This window comes from Paenisporosarcina sp. FSL H8-0542 (genome assembly GCF_038632915.1).
Lineage (GTDB): Bacteria > Bacillota > Bacilli > Bacillales_A > Planococcaceae > Paenisporosarcina.
The window spans coordinates 1,723,664-1,738,798 of the sequence record NZ_CP152050.1 but is presented as its reverse complement, the minus strand read 5'-3'; the positions used below and the strand labels follow the sequence as shown (position 1 = coordinate 1,738,798).

General features: G+C 34.4%; 20 protein-coding genes and 1 pseudogene. 3 read left to right on the top strand and 18 right to left on the bottom strand.

Features of this window, described 5'->3' with window-relative positions; translation table 11 throughout:
- Positions 1 to 32: 32 nt before the first annotated feature.
- The 4 genes and pseudogenes from MHH33_RS09100 to MHH33_RS09085 form a co-directional block, all read right to left on the bottom strand.
- A complete protein-coding gene (locus MHH33_RS09100) occupies positions 33 to 521 on the bottom strand; it encodes an ABC transporter permease (protein ID WP_342543650.1) in 489 nt (162 codons plus the stop codon).
- 579 nt (positions 522 to 1,100) lie between these two features.
- Positions 1,101 to 1,682: pseudogene (locus MHH33_RS09095) on the bottom strand (ATP-dependent Clp protease proteolytic subunit); the annotation flags it as partial.
- Between the two features lie 10 nt (positions 1,683 to 1,692).
- Positions 1,693 to 1,866 carry a hypothetical protein gene (locus tag MHH33_RS09090; RefSeq protein WP_342543649.1) on the bottom strand — a complete coding sequence of 58 codons (174 nt, stop codon included), beginning with the start codon at positions 1,864 to 1,866 and terminating at the stop codon, positions 1,693 to 1,695.
- Positions 1,863 to 2,465, bottom strand: a complete 603-nt coding sequence (locus MHH33_RS09085) for a winged helix-turn-helix domain-containing protein (RefSeq protein ID WP_342543648.1) — start codon at positions 2,463 to 2,465, stop codon at positions 1,863 to 1,865. Before MHH33_RS09085 ends, MHH33_RS09090 begins: the two co-directional genes overlap by 4 nt.
- 396 nt (positions 2,466 to 2,861) lie before the next feature.
- Between MHH33_RS09085 and MHH33_RS09080 the strand changes: the two genes are divergently transcribed.
- Entirely contained in the window at positions 2,862 to 4,256 is a 1,395-nt protein-coding gene (locus tag MHH33_RS09080; RefSeq protein WP_342543647.1) for an alkaline phosphatase, read from the top strand.
- A 28-nt stretch (positions 4,257 to 4,284) separates the two neighbouring features.
- The gene (locus MHH33_RS09075) at positions 4,285 to 4,980 is read left to right on the top strand and encodes a lipoprotein (protein ID WP_342543646.1); all 696 of its coding nucleotides are present in this window, start codon (positions 4,285 to 4,287) and stop codon (positions 4,978 to 4,980) included.
- 227 nt (positions 4,981 to 5,207) lie between these two features.
- Here the strand turns inward: MHH33_RS09075 and MHH33_RS09070 are convergent, their stop codons facing one another.
- From MHH33_RS09070 to MHH33_RS09060, 3 genes are all read right to left on the bottom strand, one after another.
- On the bottom strand, positions 5,208 to 5,855 hold the full coding sequence (locus tag MHH33_RS09070) for a hypothetical protein (RefSeq protein ID WP_342543645.1): 648 nt from the start codon (positions 5,853 to 5,855) through the stop codon (positions 5,208 to 5,210).
- A gap of 346 nt (positions 5,856 to 6,201) precedes the next feature.
- The gene (locus MHH33_RS09065) at positions 6,202 to 7,164 is read right to left on the bottom strand and encodes an MBL fold metallo-hydrolase (protein ID WP_342543644.1); all 963 of its coding nucleotides are present in this window, start codon (positions 7,162 to 7,164) and stop codon (positions 6,202 to 6,204) included.
- Between the two features lie 249 nt (positions 7,165 to 7,413).
- A complete protein-coding gene (locus tag MHH33_RS09060) occupies positions 7,414 to 8,049 on the bottom strand; it encodes an HTH domain-containing protein (protein ID WP_342543643.1) in 636 nt (211 codons plus the stop codon).
- Between the two features lie 100 nt (positions 8,050 to 8,149).
- On the opposite strand from MHH33_RS09060, the gene MHH33_RS09055 reads away from it, so the two are divergent.
- Positions 8,150 to 8,755 carry a DJ-1/PfpI family protein gene (locus MHH33_RS09055; protein ID WP_342543642.1) on the top strand — a complete coding sequence of 202 codons (606 nt, stop codon included), beginning with the start codon at positions 8,150 to 8,152 and terminating at the stop codon, positions 8,753 to 8,755.
- A 217-nt stretch (positions 8,756 to 8,972) separates the two neighbouring features.
- Here the strand turns inward: MHH33_RS09055 and MHH33_RS09050 are convergent, their stop codons facing one another.
- From MHH33_RS09050 to MHH33_RS09000, 11 genes are all read right to left on the bottom strand, one after another.
- Positions 8,973 to 9,404, bottom strand: a complete 432-nt coding sequence (locus tag MHH33_RS09050) for a hypothetical protein (protein WP_016427132.1) — start codon at positions 9,402 to 9,404, stop codon at positions 8,973 to 8,975.
- An 89-nt stretch (positions 9,405 to 9,493) separates the two neighbouring features.
- A complete protein-coding gene (locus tag MHH33_RS09045; RefSeq protein WP_342543641.1) occupies positions 9,494 to 9,883 on the bottom strand; it encodes a hypothetical protein in 390 nt (129 codons plus the stop codon).
- 94 nt (positions 9,884 to 9,977) lie between these two features.
- A complete protein-coding gene (locus tag MHH33_RS09040; RefSeq protein ID WP_342543640.1) occupies positions 9,978 to 10,385 on the bottom strand; it encodes a DUF4181 domain-containing protein in 408 nt (135 codons plus the stop codon).
- Between the two features lie 171 nt (positions 10,386 to 10,556).
- Positions 10,557 to 10,766: a hypothetical protein gene (locus MHH33_RS09035; protein ID WP_016427129.1), complete on the bottom strand. Its 210-nt coding sequence runs from the start codon at positions 10,764 to 10,766 to the stop codon at positions 10,557 to 10,559.
- 191 nt (positions 10,767 to 10,957) lie between these two features.
- A complete protein-coding gene (locus MHH33_RS09030; protein WP_342543639.1) occupies positions 10,958 to 11,461 on the bottom strand; it encodes a DinB family protein in 504 nt (167 codons plus the stop codon).
- A 149-nt stretch (positions 11,462 to 11,610) separates the two neighbouring features.
- Positions 11,611 to 12,285, bottom strand: coding sequence for a hypothetical protein (locus MHH33_RS09025; protein ID WP_342543638.1), 675 nt, complete (start codon positions 12,283 to 12,285; stop codon positions 11,611 to 11,613).
- Between the two features lie 449 nt (positions 12,286 to 12,734).
- Positions 12,735 to 13,229 carry a DinB family protein gene (locus tag MHH33_RS09020; RefSeq protein ID WP_342543637.1) on the bottom strand — a complete coding sequence of 165 codons (495 nt, stop codon included), beginning with the start codon at positions 13,227 to 13,229 and terminating at the stop codon, positions 12,735 to 12,737.
- A gap of 264 nt (positions 13,230 to 13,493) precedes the next feature.
- Positions 13,494 to 13,895, bottom strand: coding sequence for a DUF4181 domain-containing protein (locus tag MHH33_RS09015; protein ID WP_342543636.1), 402 nt, complete (start codon positions 13,893 to 13,895; stop codon positions 13,494 to 13,496).
- A gap of 98 nt (positions 13,896 to 13,993) precedes the next feature.
- Positions 13,994 to 14,203, bottom strand: a complete 210-nt coding sequence (locus MHH33_RS09010; RefSeq protein ID WP_342543635.1) for a hypothetical protein — start codon at positions 14,201 to 14,203, stop codon at positions 13,994 to 13,996.
- A gap of 152 nt (positions 14,204 to 14,355) precedes the next feature.
- Positions 14,356 to 14,601: a hypothetical protein gene (locus MHH33_RS09005; protein ID WP_342543634.1), complete on the bottom strand. Its 246-nt coding sequence runs from the start codon at positions 14,599 to 14,601 to the stop codon at positions 14,356 to 14,358.
- Positions 14,591 to 15,115 (bottom strand): VOC family protein, encoded by a 525-nt coding sequence (locus MHH33_RS09000; RefSeq protein ID WP_342543633.1) that lies wholly within the window; start codon positions 15,113 to 15,115, stop codon positions 14,591 to 14,593. The genes MHH33_RS09005 and MHH33_RS09000 overlap by 11 nt, the downstream gene beginning before the upstream one ends.
- Positions 15,116 to 15,135: the final 20 nt, after the last annotated feature.

Genomic DNA, 15,135 nt, shown 5'->3' with positions numbered 1-15,135 from the left:
CCTAATACAGAAACGTCCAGGAATACTACCTATCAAAACACAGATCGCTTTTTTTCATTTAACTTTCTTTCCAAATACGAACTACTAAAGCTATAAATTGCTGTAATGATGAAAGCGATAATACTTGGGTAACCAACGTAAACTACTGGATTCATATGTTCAACTAAACTATATTCTCCCCATTCAAGCCATAAACGCCATCCCATCCCAAGGCTACTTAAAATCAAGCTGCCAATAAAGACAAACCATATTCTTTCTTTAGATAGCCCTACAAATATGTTCGCAACCACAAAATATATCAATAAAGAAACAATCATAAAATACAAACTAAATCCCTTCAATCCAGGAATCACAAACGTAAATGTGATTCCCGTAAAAAAAAGAATAATGATGATTGTAAATATTAAAAATTTCGCAGATGATTTCGCTACTTTATGATAAAACTGTTGTTCAAAGATACATTTCCCTCCCCGTTTTACGCTTTTCCAAAAAACTTCAGTAAAAATCAGCTCAAATTTCATTGCCTTTCTGTATGAAACACCACAATCATCGTAGTGGTTTTCCTAAAATTCGGCTATCGGTGATAGCTATCCTTTACTTCATACGGTTAATATTCAAATAAGTTCCAATTTAAAGAACAAAATTTCACAACTAACCTCCCCCGTTTGCCATCCATGCATCGCAATAACCAGCCGTATAAATTACTACGGCTAGGAGATGAAGGTCGCTGAACTATGGTGCGGTAAAGCCCTCCCGTGAGTCTGACACCAACGACCACGGTGCATCACAGTCTGTCGCACCCAATATGGGTAGCACTTATGGGAGATTAATTCTGATCTTGTTACTGCACCAGAATTGCCATTATTTTCTAGTTAATGCAGGTACTTCTCAATAATCCCGATTAATAAGGAAAGCTAAAAAACCGTTGGCGTGTTCGCGCCAACGGTTTTTTAGAGGAACAATAAACAGGAAAGTTTAATCATTTATAAATATTATGACTGTTTCTTGAACAGGCACCTCTTGAATTATAAGACGGTAGCGCCAGTTCTCAAAGTCTGTTAACTTCATTTTCCAGAAGTAGGAAACTCTATTGAAAATTATTATTTACTTAAGATGATATCAATCAATCCCAATTCTTTTGCTTCCTCGGCAAAGAAAAAGCGATCGCGATCTGTCAGTTCATTCATTTTTTCGATTGATACTTTAGAACGCTCAGACATAATGCGGTTCATACGATTCCTCGTTTCAAGAATGTGCCTTGCATGGATATCCATAACCGCAGCTTGCCCCCTAACTCCCCCTAATGGTTGGTGAAGCATAACTTCGCTATTGGGCATGGCATACCTTTTGCCCAACTCCCCTCCGATAAGCAAAAATGCACCCATGGATGCAGCCATTCCTACGCAAGTTGTACTGACATCCGGTTTAATATGCTGCATCGTGTCATAAATGGCAAAACCTGCGGTAACAGATCCTCCAGGTGAATTGATATATAGTTGAATATCTTCATTAGGATTGTCTCCACTTAAGAATAGAAGCTGTGCAATTACTTTACTTGCCAGCAAATCATCAATTTCACCACTGATTAGAATGATACGATCCTTTAACAATCTAGAATAAATATCGTAAGACCTTTCATCACTGTTACTTTTTTCAACCACAAATGGAACATTGCTCATTTGTTTGACCTCCTTATGCTGCCATTTGAATTTTTATAGAATTTCTTTCGCCAAACCCGGAAGAAACCTGCCGAATCTCGACTTTGCGACTCTCTGTACCTACCGTATGAATTTGTGTCTGTTCTTGAACAGTTTTTTCCGAAGGAATGTACACCACTTTTTCATTTTCATATATAACCTTACTCATTTAAGCTTTCCTCCTTTATTTATCTTTGGATATACAGCGATTAGCGCTTTAAAATGAATGTTTTCTGTTGATTTTTCTGCCGGATATTTTGAAACCAGTTCATGAACCAACTCGATATACTTGTTCAAAAACTCTTTGCGCTCATCTTCATTCACAAATTGAACTTGAAAATCCAACGCGGCACTTGGGACATGAACTGCATCATCTACAATGTTTAGTAATTCGACGGTATCCTTTTTGATTTGCTCAGACAAATCATACAAATGCATCAATGGACCCTGATCTCTTAATTGCTGGATAAAGTCCGTTTGAATATCTGTTTTTTCCGTGACAACGTATTGCTCGGCTACTGATTCATAAAGTACCTCAACCAAGTTCCGTATGTTGCGTGTTCCCACTTTCCATATTAATCCTGCATTTTCGAGCTTCTTGAAATGATAATTCATCCTTTGAGGGCTTTGGTTCATAAACTTTGCCACTTCGCTGGCAGAATGAGGGTGAGACAAATGCTGCAAAATTTCTAATTTGAACGGATTTCGAATCATCATCAATTGTTCCGTTTCTGTAACAAGCATTTTCTTTGCTTTATTTATGTTCATGTTATTACCTCCACGTAAAAATAATTTTTTTACGTTAAATTCAGTTTATTCTTACTTTTGTTTTATGTCAACTTTCAATAATGAGTAATCAAGAAACAAAGTACAAAAAAGTTCTTTCTTAAACTAACCTGCCTCTTTAGAAAAAATTTTAATAAAAAAACGCTAATCCCTTCTTGGATCAACGCTCCCATAAGACATCCAGTAAAATAATGACCATTCCAAGTACTATGACACCTGGGGCATCGTTAGCCCTCCTATTTTTCAAATGTTACTCAATGAATATTGTAGATTTACATCATCTTAACTTACTTTTACTTTGGTTTAATAGGATATTAACAATCTACCTTTATAGTAAAACTTGTTATCATATTAAATTGAATGGTGGAGGTTAATCAGATGGTTAAAACTAAAATAACGAAAAAGCTACTTCCAATCTGTGTTGTATCAACTCTTGCATTAGGTGGTTTGGCTGCATCAATTACCAGTATCAACGTACAAGCTGAAGAAAAAGAGAGAAGCAATGAAAACAAGGAAATAAAAAACGTTATTTTCTTAATCGGGGATGGGATGGGGTCAACCTATACTTCAGGTTATCGTTATTTTAATGATGATCCTTCAACAACTGTTGTAGAAAGAACAGTATTTGATAAATATCTCATAGGACAACAGATGACTTATCCGGAAGATCCAACACAAAACATAACTGATTCGGCTTCCGCTGCGACAGCTATGTCTGCTGGCGTAAAAACATATAATGCAGCAATTGGGGTCGATAACGATAAATCAGAAGTGAAAACCGTTTTAGAGGCTGCCAAAGAAAATGGAAAAGCAACTGGCCTTGTCGCTACTTCTGAAATAACCCATGCAACACCAGCATCATTTGGTGCACACGATGAAAACCGTAAAAATATGAATGCAATTGCTGATGACTATTACGATGAATTAATAAATGGCAAACATAAAATTGACGTTCTCCTTGGTGGCGGTTCTTCAAATTTTGTTCGTCCTGACCGCAATCTTACAGAAGAATTCAAAAAATCCGGATATAGTTATGTAACAAACAAAGAGGAACTTTCAAAAGATAAAAAAGGACAGGTTCTTGGATTGTTTGCATCTGGCGGTCTCCCTAAAATGATTGATCGTACAGAAGAAGTTCCCTCTCTTCAAGATATGACGACATCAGCTATTCAACGTTTAAGCAAGGATAAAGATGGTTTCTTCTTAATGGTTGAAGGAAGCCAGGTAGACTGGGCCGGTCATGATAATGATATAGTTGGAGCAATGAGTGAAATGGCAGACTTTGAAAAAGCTGCGAAGGCCGCTATTGATTTTGCTAAAAAGGACAAACATACATTAGTTGTTATTACAGCTGACCATTCAACTGGCGGATACTCTATTGGTTCTGATGGAATTTATAACTGGTTTGCTCAGCCTATTAAAGCAGCTAAGCGCACACCAGACTTTATGGCAGCTGAAATTGCTAAAGGTGAAGATGTTGAAAAGACATTAAAAACGTATATAGATCAAAATCTATTAGCATTAACAGCACAAGAAATCCAATCTGTTAAAGATGCTGCAACGACTAAAAAAGTCACTGATATCGATAATGCAATCGAAAAAATCTTTGATGAGCGTTCTCATACAGGCTGGACAACTGGTGGTCACACTGGTGAAGACGTGCCAGTATTTGCCTACGGACCTTACAAAGAACGATTGGCAGGACAAATTGATAATACAGACAATGCCAAAATTATCTTTGATCTTTTAGATAAAACAAAAAATAAAAAATAACAGATACAATAAAATAGCCCGTTGCTAAATGCGACGGGTGTTTTATTATGCTAGGGGGATTCCTATGAAGAGATACTTGTTTTTCTTGATTCTATTATTAGTTCTTTCAGGCTGTTCATCAGTATATACCACCGAGGACAAAGCTACTGAGAATCAGGTCAAAACTATCGACCAAACGGAAAAAAAACTTAATATACAAGAAGATGTATATGTCCCGAATCCTCAAATAACGGATGACATTAATCTTATGACAGTTGGAGAAACCGTTACCGATGCCAAAGGCGAACTCACATTAAAATCATATAAACTCTTAAATAAGACAGTTAATATAGGTGGGGTTGAAATGGTTTTAAAAGATGCTAAGCTGCTACATTTCGTTCCGGATTACAGCATGATTGACTTTTTCCATTCCTATACTCATGAAGAAGAGTTTGATTTTATTAAAGTAGGAATTGAAGTAAAAAATACATCTGATAAGGACATAAAATTCACACCAGTTGCTTTTGTTAAGACGAATAAAGGTGAGCTGAAAACATGGGAAGAAGACATTTTTCTCGAAGAATTGACTGGTGAAATACAAAGAAATGATGTTAAGAAAGGCAATATGGGGTTTATTTTGGAAAACACAAATGATATTAAGTCAATTGAAATTCTAACAAGTGATGTTCTTGATGGCGTGGGTGAACACGTTGAAAAAGCGAAAACTATAAAATTGGATATCTAATATAACCTTCTTCCCCCGATATCCCGAATTAAACAGAAGGAATTATTAAAAATCCCATAATTCCTGATAAGTTTAATATAAAAAAGCAGTTTTCTTCACCTTTGAAGAAAACTGCTTTTTCCATGTAACTCTTAGCTTTAGCCTCTTCAATTGAATCAGCTTCGCCATCAAATATAGATGATTGCAGATTTTCCGGAACTGCCAGAACTTTATTAACCCACGTTTGTTTAGTATTCAGTTATATTTAACCATCCACCATCAGAGCCTATTGTTATATGAGAGATTTCATTTGATTCGAAAATATTATGAATATCAATATTTTCGTTACTTGTATTATCCAAGTGCTTAGAAACATCTTCATCTGAAAAAACTATAGCCATACTCATAGACCTTAAATAAAATTCATAAACGAATTGTTTTTGGCTGTCTTTAACGAAACCAACATAACCTGTGCTTTTTGGAAATACGTTAGGTAATATAATGTTTTTAACTAAAACGAACTGGTTGGAGAGAATATTAAGTAACTCCTCCTCCCATTCGGGAATAATCGCATAGATAAAAAATTCTTGTTTGTATAATTCAGAAATTATTTCAACAAACTCCCGTTCAGTTATATTTTCATCAATGTATATTTCCCTAATTTTAGAACTATCGGTAACGACGTTCGCCCAAAACGTATTCATATTTTTTAACATATTAATTTGTGTAATAATTTTCTTTCTTCTTACGGAATGTCTGGTAATTCTCAACGCCATTTCATATCGTTCAATCATCATTTTGAAAAATGCAACATTTTCTATGTCAACATTTTCGATTTTCTCGCTCTCTTCCTTTATTAAAGCAGAAACAGAGTTTTTATAATTAAAATATTTCAACCTTCTTCTCCCTTTTTTCACTACTGATTGTTAGTGCTTTTTTATCCCCGTGAATTCATATAGCTGTTTTTGATTAGGATTTTCCACAGTAATTCAGTTACATTTTAGCATTTACTTGTTAAACTATCCTGTTCCGTTAGCCATCCATGCAACACAAATTCAGCACTGCACCACAGAGGATGAAAATGGATACAGGCCGAGGCGGATGTGTGAGGATGGTCGATGAACTATGGTGCCAAAGAGCCCTTCAGTTTCTGACATGGGAGATTAATTCCACTCTGGTTGTAGCATCAGCCTTAGGTGCTTTGCACGTTCTATCTTGCAGTTAAGACCCTAATCCCTAAGGTTACCAATCTTTCGGCTTTATGTTCTTATTCAGCCAATTTTTTTGTGGTGCTTGGTATGGGGTGGCGGCTATTAAATGATTATTGTGCCAGTTTGCTGCTCCCGAGCGAATCATTTCATCGAGTAGGATTTGAATAAATTCTTCTGGCTGAAGTTGGAAAGAGTGGCGTGCAAAATCTTGGAACCAACCACATGTTAGCAGGTAGTTATCGATTTCTTCTTTTGCCAATCCGTTTTTAATGATTAACGTGAATGAAAAAATTCTCTTGCAGGCATGCCATGAAATTTTTTCTGGCATCTTGAGCCACTTTTCAAGCCTTTCTCTTGCAGCATCAATGGCATCCAGAGGATTCTCCATTTGAGGTCCATGTCCTGAATATGCCTTTTGAATCCGGAGCATGGACAACCGATCCAAACTTTCTATAGATCGTTGGATAGATGTGACACCCTCTCGAAAGATATTTAACCATCCAATATCATTTTTGTGAAAGAGATCCCCGCAAATTAATATCTCTTCTTCAGGTTCATATAAAGAAATATGCCCTAACGTATGACCTGGTGTGTGCAAGACTTTCAAGGTTCTACTTCCTGTATTAATCTCATCGTTATCTGAGAGCTTTGTATCGACTCGATAAGGTTCTACAGGCTGATCTAACCATTCTGCACTACAGGCTTCAGGGTCACGAAAATTAATTAAATCGGCTTCCCATTTATGCGTAGCAATCGAAACACCATAATTTTTTTGAAGATGAAAATTGCCTCCTACATGATCACTGTGATAGTGCGTATTCACAATAAGATGTAATTCTTCTGGTGAAACGCCTGCTTCTTTAATTAATTGCTCTGTCTCTTTCGCTTCACTCCCAAAACCGGTATCAATAAGGATGGGCAGTTGATCTTTAATAAGGATCATGTTTGCACTTGGAAAATTTCTTTCAAAGAAAATAATACTGTTTTTTTTCATAAGCTATTCCTCCTCCACAACCCGGGATTTCCTTTTATTCGATAATCTTGGAGGATAATCCTTCTTCAACAAACCTGCCCCGTTAGTTGAATAAGAAAAACGCTTTTAACTCAACAAATCAAAAGTGTTCTTTTTAATTCAATTTCTTATTCTCTTTACCTCTTATTATGATTTCATGAGGTATTTCTTCGATTAAAAATTCTTCACTTTTAAGTTTAATTATCTCTTGTACATATTTTTCTATTTCTTTTACTTTTTCATCGGAATCCCACCACCACTTAGATTTTTCCAAATCTGTTTTGATGATAATCTGTAAAGGTTCTGGGTGGAAGGAATAGGCAAATCCTTTATATTCCTCAAAATTTTTAGCGGTTTTTCTTCCCTTACGCTCGTGAAAATCGGATGCCATTTTTCATCTCTTATTTCATTTTCACTTCTTCTATTTACTTTAACATCAAAATTTATATTTGTTTTTGAAGAAACTGCATCAGCTACAAGTATTCTGATTTCATTCTTCACTGCATTAAAGTACTCTTTTGTTCCTTCAATTCTTATCTCAATAATTGGATTCGATGTAGTTGGGTTAATACTTACTGAACTAAATTGATAATTTTTTATATTTAATAATTCTGATGTTGTTTTTATTGTTTCATTTGTAAAAGAGACAGCAAGTAGATTTTTTTCTTCCAAAACTTGATATCCTCCATTAGCTCCTACCTCTGAAATTAGTGGAACCCCTAAAATACTTAGTTCTTCTAAATCCCTAAGAATCGTTCTTCTTGAAACATTAAATTCTTTTGCTAAATCATCTACCTTAAACTTGTTGACTCGATTAATATACAACCTTAATTCATTTAATCTAATTGCCTTACTCAAAATTTTCACTCATTTGCTAATTGTGTCATCATTTGTCACTATTACAATATATACTGAAGACAGTATCAAATTAATAGAATTTTTATAATTTAACTAGGAGGGATTAAGAATGAACCAAACTGAGAAAAAAGAGATTTTAATTGTAGTGTTAGAGGAATTCGCTGATTGGGAAATGTCTTATGTAGCAGCTTTTTTAAATAATACAGATAAGTACATCACTAAGATAGTTAGTGTAAGTGAGGGTGTTATAAAGTCAATCGGCGGATTAAATGTTCTTCCAGATTACACCTTAAAAAGTATACCTGAAATCTTTTATGGTTTAATATTAATTGGGGGAAATTCTTGGCGTAAGCCACTAAACAATAACGTCATTCCAATAATGGAAAAGGCACTTACTATGGATATTCCAGTAGGGGCAATATGTGATGCAACAGTTTTTATGGGAGCCAATGGATGGTTAAATGAAATAAAGCATACAAGCAATGATCTTAATGATTTGAAAACTTATGCAAAAGATCACTACAGAAATGAAATGAATTATGTACTAGAGCAAGCAGTTTCTGACGGAAAAATTGTGACCGCAAATGGAACAGCTTCATTAGAATTTGCAAAAGAAATTCTTGAATTATTAGAAGCATATCCTAAGGAGCATATTAATCAACTTTACACTTTCCATAAATTAGGTTATTATGAGGCAAAAAAAACTAATTCATAAATATCAAATATTCACAATGCACATAATCCTTAAGATAGGAATTTATGTGCATTTTACCTTTACAATATTTACTCTCAAGCACATTTCTAAAAGAAAATTATTCGAATCTTATGCTCACTTGAATTTTGATGTAATTTTTATCTTACTTCTTCAACTAACCTGCTCCGTTAGTTGAAGAAGGAACACCATATCGATTCAGTATGCCCTCTATTAAAGGCTAAAATATTTTCCAAATTGAAAATTCTTCTTTTTGTCTTTTTAAATTTATCATTTGTTTCTGTCCATTGTTCGAGATGAATTCAAATTTATAAGATACATTATCTTTCGGACTGCTTCCTAATGTATTGCAGTAGTAATATAATCTTGCATCGTTGGGTTCTTCATTTTTCGAACCTTTACCTGGATATTCATTCCTTTGATTGCCTTCGATAAAAACTAAATTTTCAGGTTGTCCTAAACCCTGTTTCAAGGGGAACAACTGAGCCTCCCAATAATGTCCTGTTGAAACATATTCAACCTTCCAATCTTTATTTTCAGAATAACCGACTAATATGGGAGGAGATGTGAAATATTTAACCGCATTACTAATCGGAATCAATGCCAAAACAATTAATATAACACCTAAGATTTTGCGTGATTTACTAGTCAAACATTAAACCCCCTATTCTGAAAATGAGTCAGCTGGTTATTCAACTAAAGCACCCGTTAGTTCAATAAGACAAATTAAATTTTGATGGACTAATCTTCTAAATCATACTCATAAATCGGGTTTATACACTTTAAGATAGAGACAATGGCATTATTATATCCAGACATTTTTTCTATCTCTCTTCTATCCGTAAGTTCTTCGTTTTCAAACTGTACCGTAAGTTTATTTATTATATTTAGGTACTTACTTACAAATTCATTTTCCTTCATTTCTTTAACATCCGCCAACATTTCATAATAAGCCAGCAATTCACCTTCATTAATATCTTTAAACTCTGTTTTATCGAATATAGTATTTGTATTTGTGAAATGTATTTTCCTTTCAATAACATCAACTAATGTAAATTGGTTCATTTTTTTATCATCAATCATAATTACCCCCCTATTGGTTTGAACTTTCATTTTAACAATATTTTTCATTTTTCTTATTCAAGTATTCTGCCCCGTTAGTTGAATAGGGAAAAAGAGCTGTCTAAGAAGCTTAAATAATCTTCAGCTAAAGCACCTCGTTAGCTTAATAAGAACCAAGTAATTTAAATTCAATAACGATTATTATTGCTATTAAAATTAAAAACATTTCAGTTAAAGTTAAAATAGATTGTTTCGGATATTGTGTATATTTCCACTCGAAAAATGCTCTTACCAAATAATCCAATACCATAAAAACGATTACTGCAATTAAAACCAGGTAAATTAAATCTTCAAAATAATACAACAGCACACAAGATAGAAGTATTAGAGCAATCGCAGAAAAAATTCTCAAACCTTTTTCAATTTTTCGATGTAAATCGTTTATATGATTATAGGAAAATAGCTCTTTTTTTACTTTCTCAATTTTGAGTAGCTTCCTCAGAAGAAGCTTAACTATTGAAATAAGGACAAAAACAATTATCGCAATTAAACCGAATTTTACCCAGAACATACAACTCCTCCCATTCCATTAACCTGCCCCGTTAGTTTAATAAGAAAAAGAACCGATAAAACAGCTCTTTGAGTTTCAACTAAAGCATCCGTTAGTTGAAGAAGACTTATTGTAGAGTTGACCTAAACTGTGTAACAAAATAATCATCAATTTCAAAAAAAAGAACTGTACCTAAAAGGAACAGTTGATTAAATGTTTTTTTACTATCTTAAAAAGAGTCATTCCTTTGTTATAAACATATCTTTCTAGTTTAGCTAACCAACTATTTCCGTTTTCTCCATTGGCTATTTGAGAAGCGTGGTTTTTATGAAATTCAGCTACACGTTTATTATGTTCTTTATGACGATTGTAATTTCTGATGTGCAAAGAATTATTTTCCATTTTTCTACTCCTTTCTTTAAATATTCCTTAATTATATGACTAAGATCGATGAAATAAAAGAACTCCTTCCTCTTCAACTAACCTGCCCCGTTAGTTCAATAAGAAAAATGCTTCACTCCTTATTGAAGTAAAGCACCCTTTAGTTGAGGAACTGTTCCATTTAAAGTGGATGGTGCTTGAGTTACTCTCATCTATTTTGAATATAGGTAAAGTCCGAAATCTTGCATAACGGAGGTGTGCCCCATTTGCCGCAACATAGTAGCTATATTGCCACGGTGATATGATCCGTGAGTGACAACGTGTAGTACCGATTCAGAAATAGAAGTTTCAAGCAACCCAGCATATGGATTATCCACCACAATCAACTTTTCAATATCTTCTTGACTGTTCAGAAGTGCTTTGTTTCGTTCAGCTAAGTCTAGAAATATTTTTTTCATTTCCTCAATACTTTTCGTTTCCACCTGTTCTCTTAATTGATTCGTGAACGCCATTGCATCATTCATACTTTTACCTGAGATAATGTCAAACCATGCATAATCTGTGAGATAAATGTGAGACAACACCTTTGATACCGAAGAAAAACCACTCTGAATTTCCTTATGATAAATTTCCTTTGGAAGTTCTTTTAAACGATCAATTATAACTCCATTTGCCCATACGTGGTAGTTGTACATTTTTAATGCTGGGTGTGTCATATTAAATTCCCTCCATTTCCACTTGATTTAGTATTGACATTTGATGCCACAATATTTATATGCTGTATTATTTATAATAATCCTTCTTTAACTAAAGCCCCCGTTAGTTGAAGAAGACTAATTTAACGTTATGAACTTTTATCTTGAATTTAATTTATTTTTTTGCGACTAAAGTTATTGACTATAACCTGTACTGTTACAGTCTCAGTTATTAAAGAGGATTTAACTTCCTTTAACGCGCCCTTAACTTCTTTTTCAATTTCCTTTCCACGATCGATGCTTGCTGAATCGTTTTTTTGGATGGTTGTGTTTATTACCACAATTAACATCTTATAATTTTTTTCTATAAGTACATTTTCAATTTCTACGAAGCCTTTACCTTTTAGGTCCTCTTGAATTGTATTTATTAATTTACTCAATTGCCCCATTTGATCTAATTCAGCTTTGTTATCATTTGTTATTTGAATATAAGCTCCGATTGCATAATCCTTAAAAATTGTTTCTTCTGCCAACATCTCAACTATCCTCTTAATGTCATTTTCCACTTTATTCAGATACTGCGGGGTACCATTTACCCGTACACCAATGTCTTTACTTTGGTGATTTATACTGATTCCTGCTATATCTAAAATTTGTTCCTTCTTTAGTTGAGTTGTTATTTGTTTTGATAACATCCGGGTATTCTGGATCAGAACCTCATCCGATTGTTCTTTCTCAGATTTTACAGTTGAAGCAACTACAATTTCTTGATGCTGATGATGAATCCATATTCCACCCAATAACATACAACCAAGTGTACCTACTAAGGCAATATTTCTTTTCAAGAATCAAAGCTCCCTCTTTATTTATTGATATATCACCGGTTCGCATCACAAAAGGTACCTAAGAAATTTTTTCGTCCATTTAATGTATGCCCATTTCTAAGGGCATATTGATAAAACAAAATGCCCTATTCATTATCCTGTCCCTTTGTAATATAAAAAAATGCTTTACTTCTTATTGAAGTAAAGCACACCTTTAGTTTAAGTGTAATTGTTCACAATGTTACTTTATTATAGAATAAACACAAGTATCAGTCAGTTTGTTACCATCGGCGGATAAATCATCATTTCTTACGCTTTCTTATTAAAGAAAAGCGCCCGATGATTGAACAAAGGAATATGGGCCTGCCTTGTACCAGAACAGAATGAAAGTGCAGGTAAGAAGAAATCGGCCAAGACCAAAAAAGGAAACAAGTATTTAAGTTCTGATTAACGGAAACAGCTTATTCATTTCACCAATCACCGCCACTCCAGGAGGGTTGCAACTTTCGCAACAGAACAATTTGGCCAATATGATACGTATCGTGCATCATAATATTGCTGAGTAAACGCTCAATAGAGTATCTGTTAGTTGCATACGGAGCTGTTAACTTTTCATCGTCAAGGTCAGCAATGACCGTTTTTAATTTATTCATGACTTCATAAAGGCGCTGAACTGTCTGGGCCCACCCAATTTCGTCTTCTGGATCCCCTGGATTTCCAAAAGTTTCATCATTGCTTTCTGCTTTATGCGGATTCTCTGTGCCCTTAATTCGATGGATCACGTCTTCATTCCAAAATATCAAGTGGTTGACAATCTGCCAAATCGAATTGCTGATTCCCGAACATGTCCACACTGCTTCAGCTGCGATGACTCCATGAAGTGCCTGTTCCATGGATGCAAACCACTCATTCTCATAACAATGCATGTCGAGTTGTTCTAAAAACATTTTGGTTACAACTTGCATAAGACCAATCTCCTCATTGTTTAGTGTAATCTTTCAAAGTTAAAAGACATGAAAAAATCAATGAAATTCTCATTCATTATTCGACTCATCCAGTTTAAATTCCTTCTTCATGTACCTGACTACCGCTCTTCAACTAAACTGCCCCGTTAGTTCAATAAGGAAAAGAGTGATTAAGCTACTCGAAGATCTTTGACTAAAGCACCGGTTAGTTGAATAAGACTTACTTACTTTCTTAGCAACCACACTGTCTACAACTAAGCAGTTTTATTGTGTAATAAATAAATTAAATTGAATGACTATTACTATTGCAAGTAACATTATTACCCCTTCGCTAAGAGTTAGAATATATTGTTTGGGGTTCTGCGAATATTTCCTCTCAAAAAATGCTCTTACTGGATAATCTAGTCCAAGGCAGAAAATTGGTATTAGTAAAAGGTAATTTGGATAATTTTCAACTATCACCAATATATTGGTAATTGTAATTGTGATAATAGAAGTAATTCTGATACCCCAATCAATTTTCCTGTGCAGATTGTTTATGTGGTTGTAAGAAAAAAAGGAGTTTTTTTCTTTTTCAATCTTAAGTACTTTTTTCAAAAGAAGCTTTACTACCACATTTAAACCAAACACTATCAACACAAAGAGTGCCAACTTTATCAAGAACATATGATCCTCCCGTTAATAAAATGACCTACTCTATAATTGTAAAAGTAACTTAGGGATCTTCCACTAAAGCGGACTCGTTAGTTAAATAAAATTGCAGGTTAATTTGTCGACTTCGTATGTACCCCTTTATTTCCAAACTTCCTAATATAGAAAAAAGTACAAGTAAGAATTGCACCCATAATCATCCCGATTACTGTTAAGTTTATTCCTGTCTCCGTGTTAGTACCATCTGCACGAAATGTTGCATTAGCATATATCGAGACGCAAACGATAATGAAACCAATCCATTCAAAAATCTTAGTTCTCATCACTCAACCCCCCTTATAAATAAATTATAACATAATTTACCAATTAGAAAACACCCTCCTTCTTTATCTAACCTGCCCCGTTAGTTCAATAAGAAAAAGGCTTTACCCCTTATTGAAGTAAAGCACCCGTTAGTTGAATAAGGAAATCATTGTTATTCTGGTTTACTCCAAACATTGTCACTAATCTGGACAAATTGCTGCAACTTTTTATTTTCTTCTCCCATGTTAACTAGCAAGTCATTTGCCAATAATCTTATTGTTCTCCAATTAGCTGACTCTAAAATTTCTTTATAGTTGCTTTGTTCTATTTCCCTTTCTGAATAAATGTACAAACACTTAAAGCCATCATCCTTAAACAACTCATCCGAAACGCGATTAATCTCATGTTTATTCTCCACTAAAGCTTTTGGCCCATTCAGCAACTCTCCGACTACTTTCTTCTTCTGACAAATCTTCAATCCTAGTCATAATAGACCATCTTACTCCAAAAGGATCCAATATACTTCCGAATCGATCACCTGAAACAAAGCTTGCAACCGGTTCCCTTACTTTTGCTCCTCTTGCTACCGCGTTTTCAAATACCTGATCAACATTAATTACGTAAATTCCTAAAGAATAACACGCATTGTCTTCATCTGGCGGCAAGGCCAATTTATATGCCGGATTCGCTGCTCCCAGTTGCAAAAAACCATTTCCAAAATTTAATTCCGCATGAACAATTATTTTATTGCCATTTCCATTTGGATATTCAGTAATATCCTTAACCCTTGCATTGAAAACAATTTTATAGAACTCTATTGCTTCAGAAGGATTCTTCACTGTTATAAATGGGGTAATAGATGTAAAGCCGTTGGGTGTTCCATTCTTTGTATATTTACCTGACACTGCCATATATTTTTTGCTTTCAGTCATTTTTACTCCTCCTTTAAATG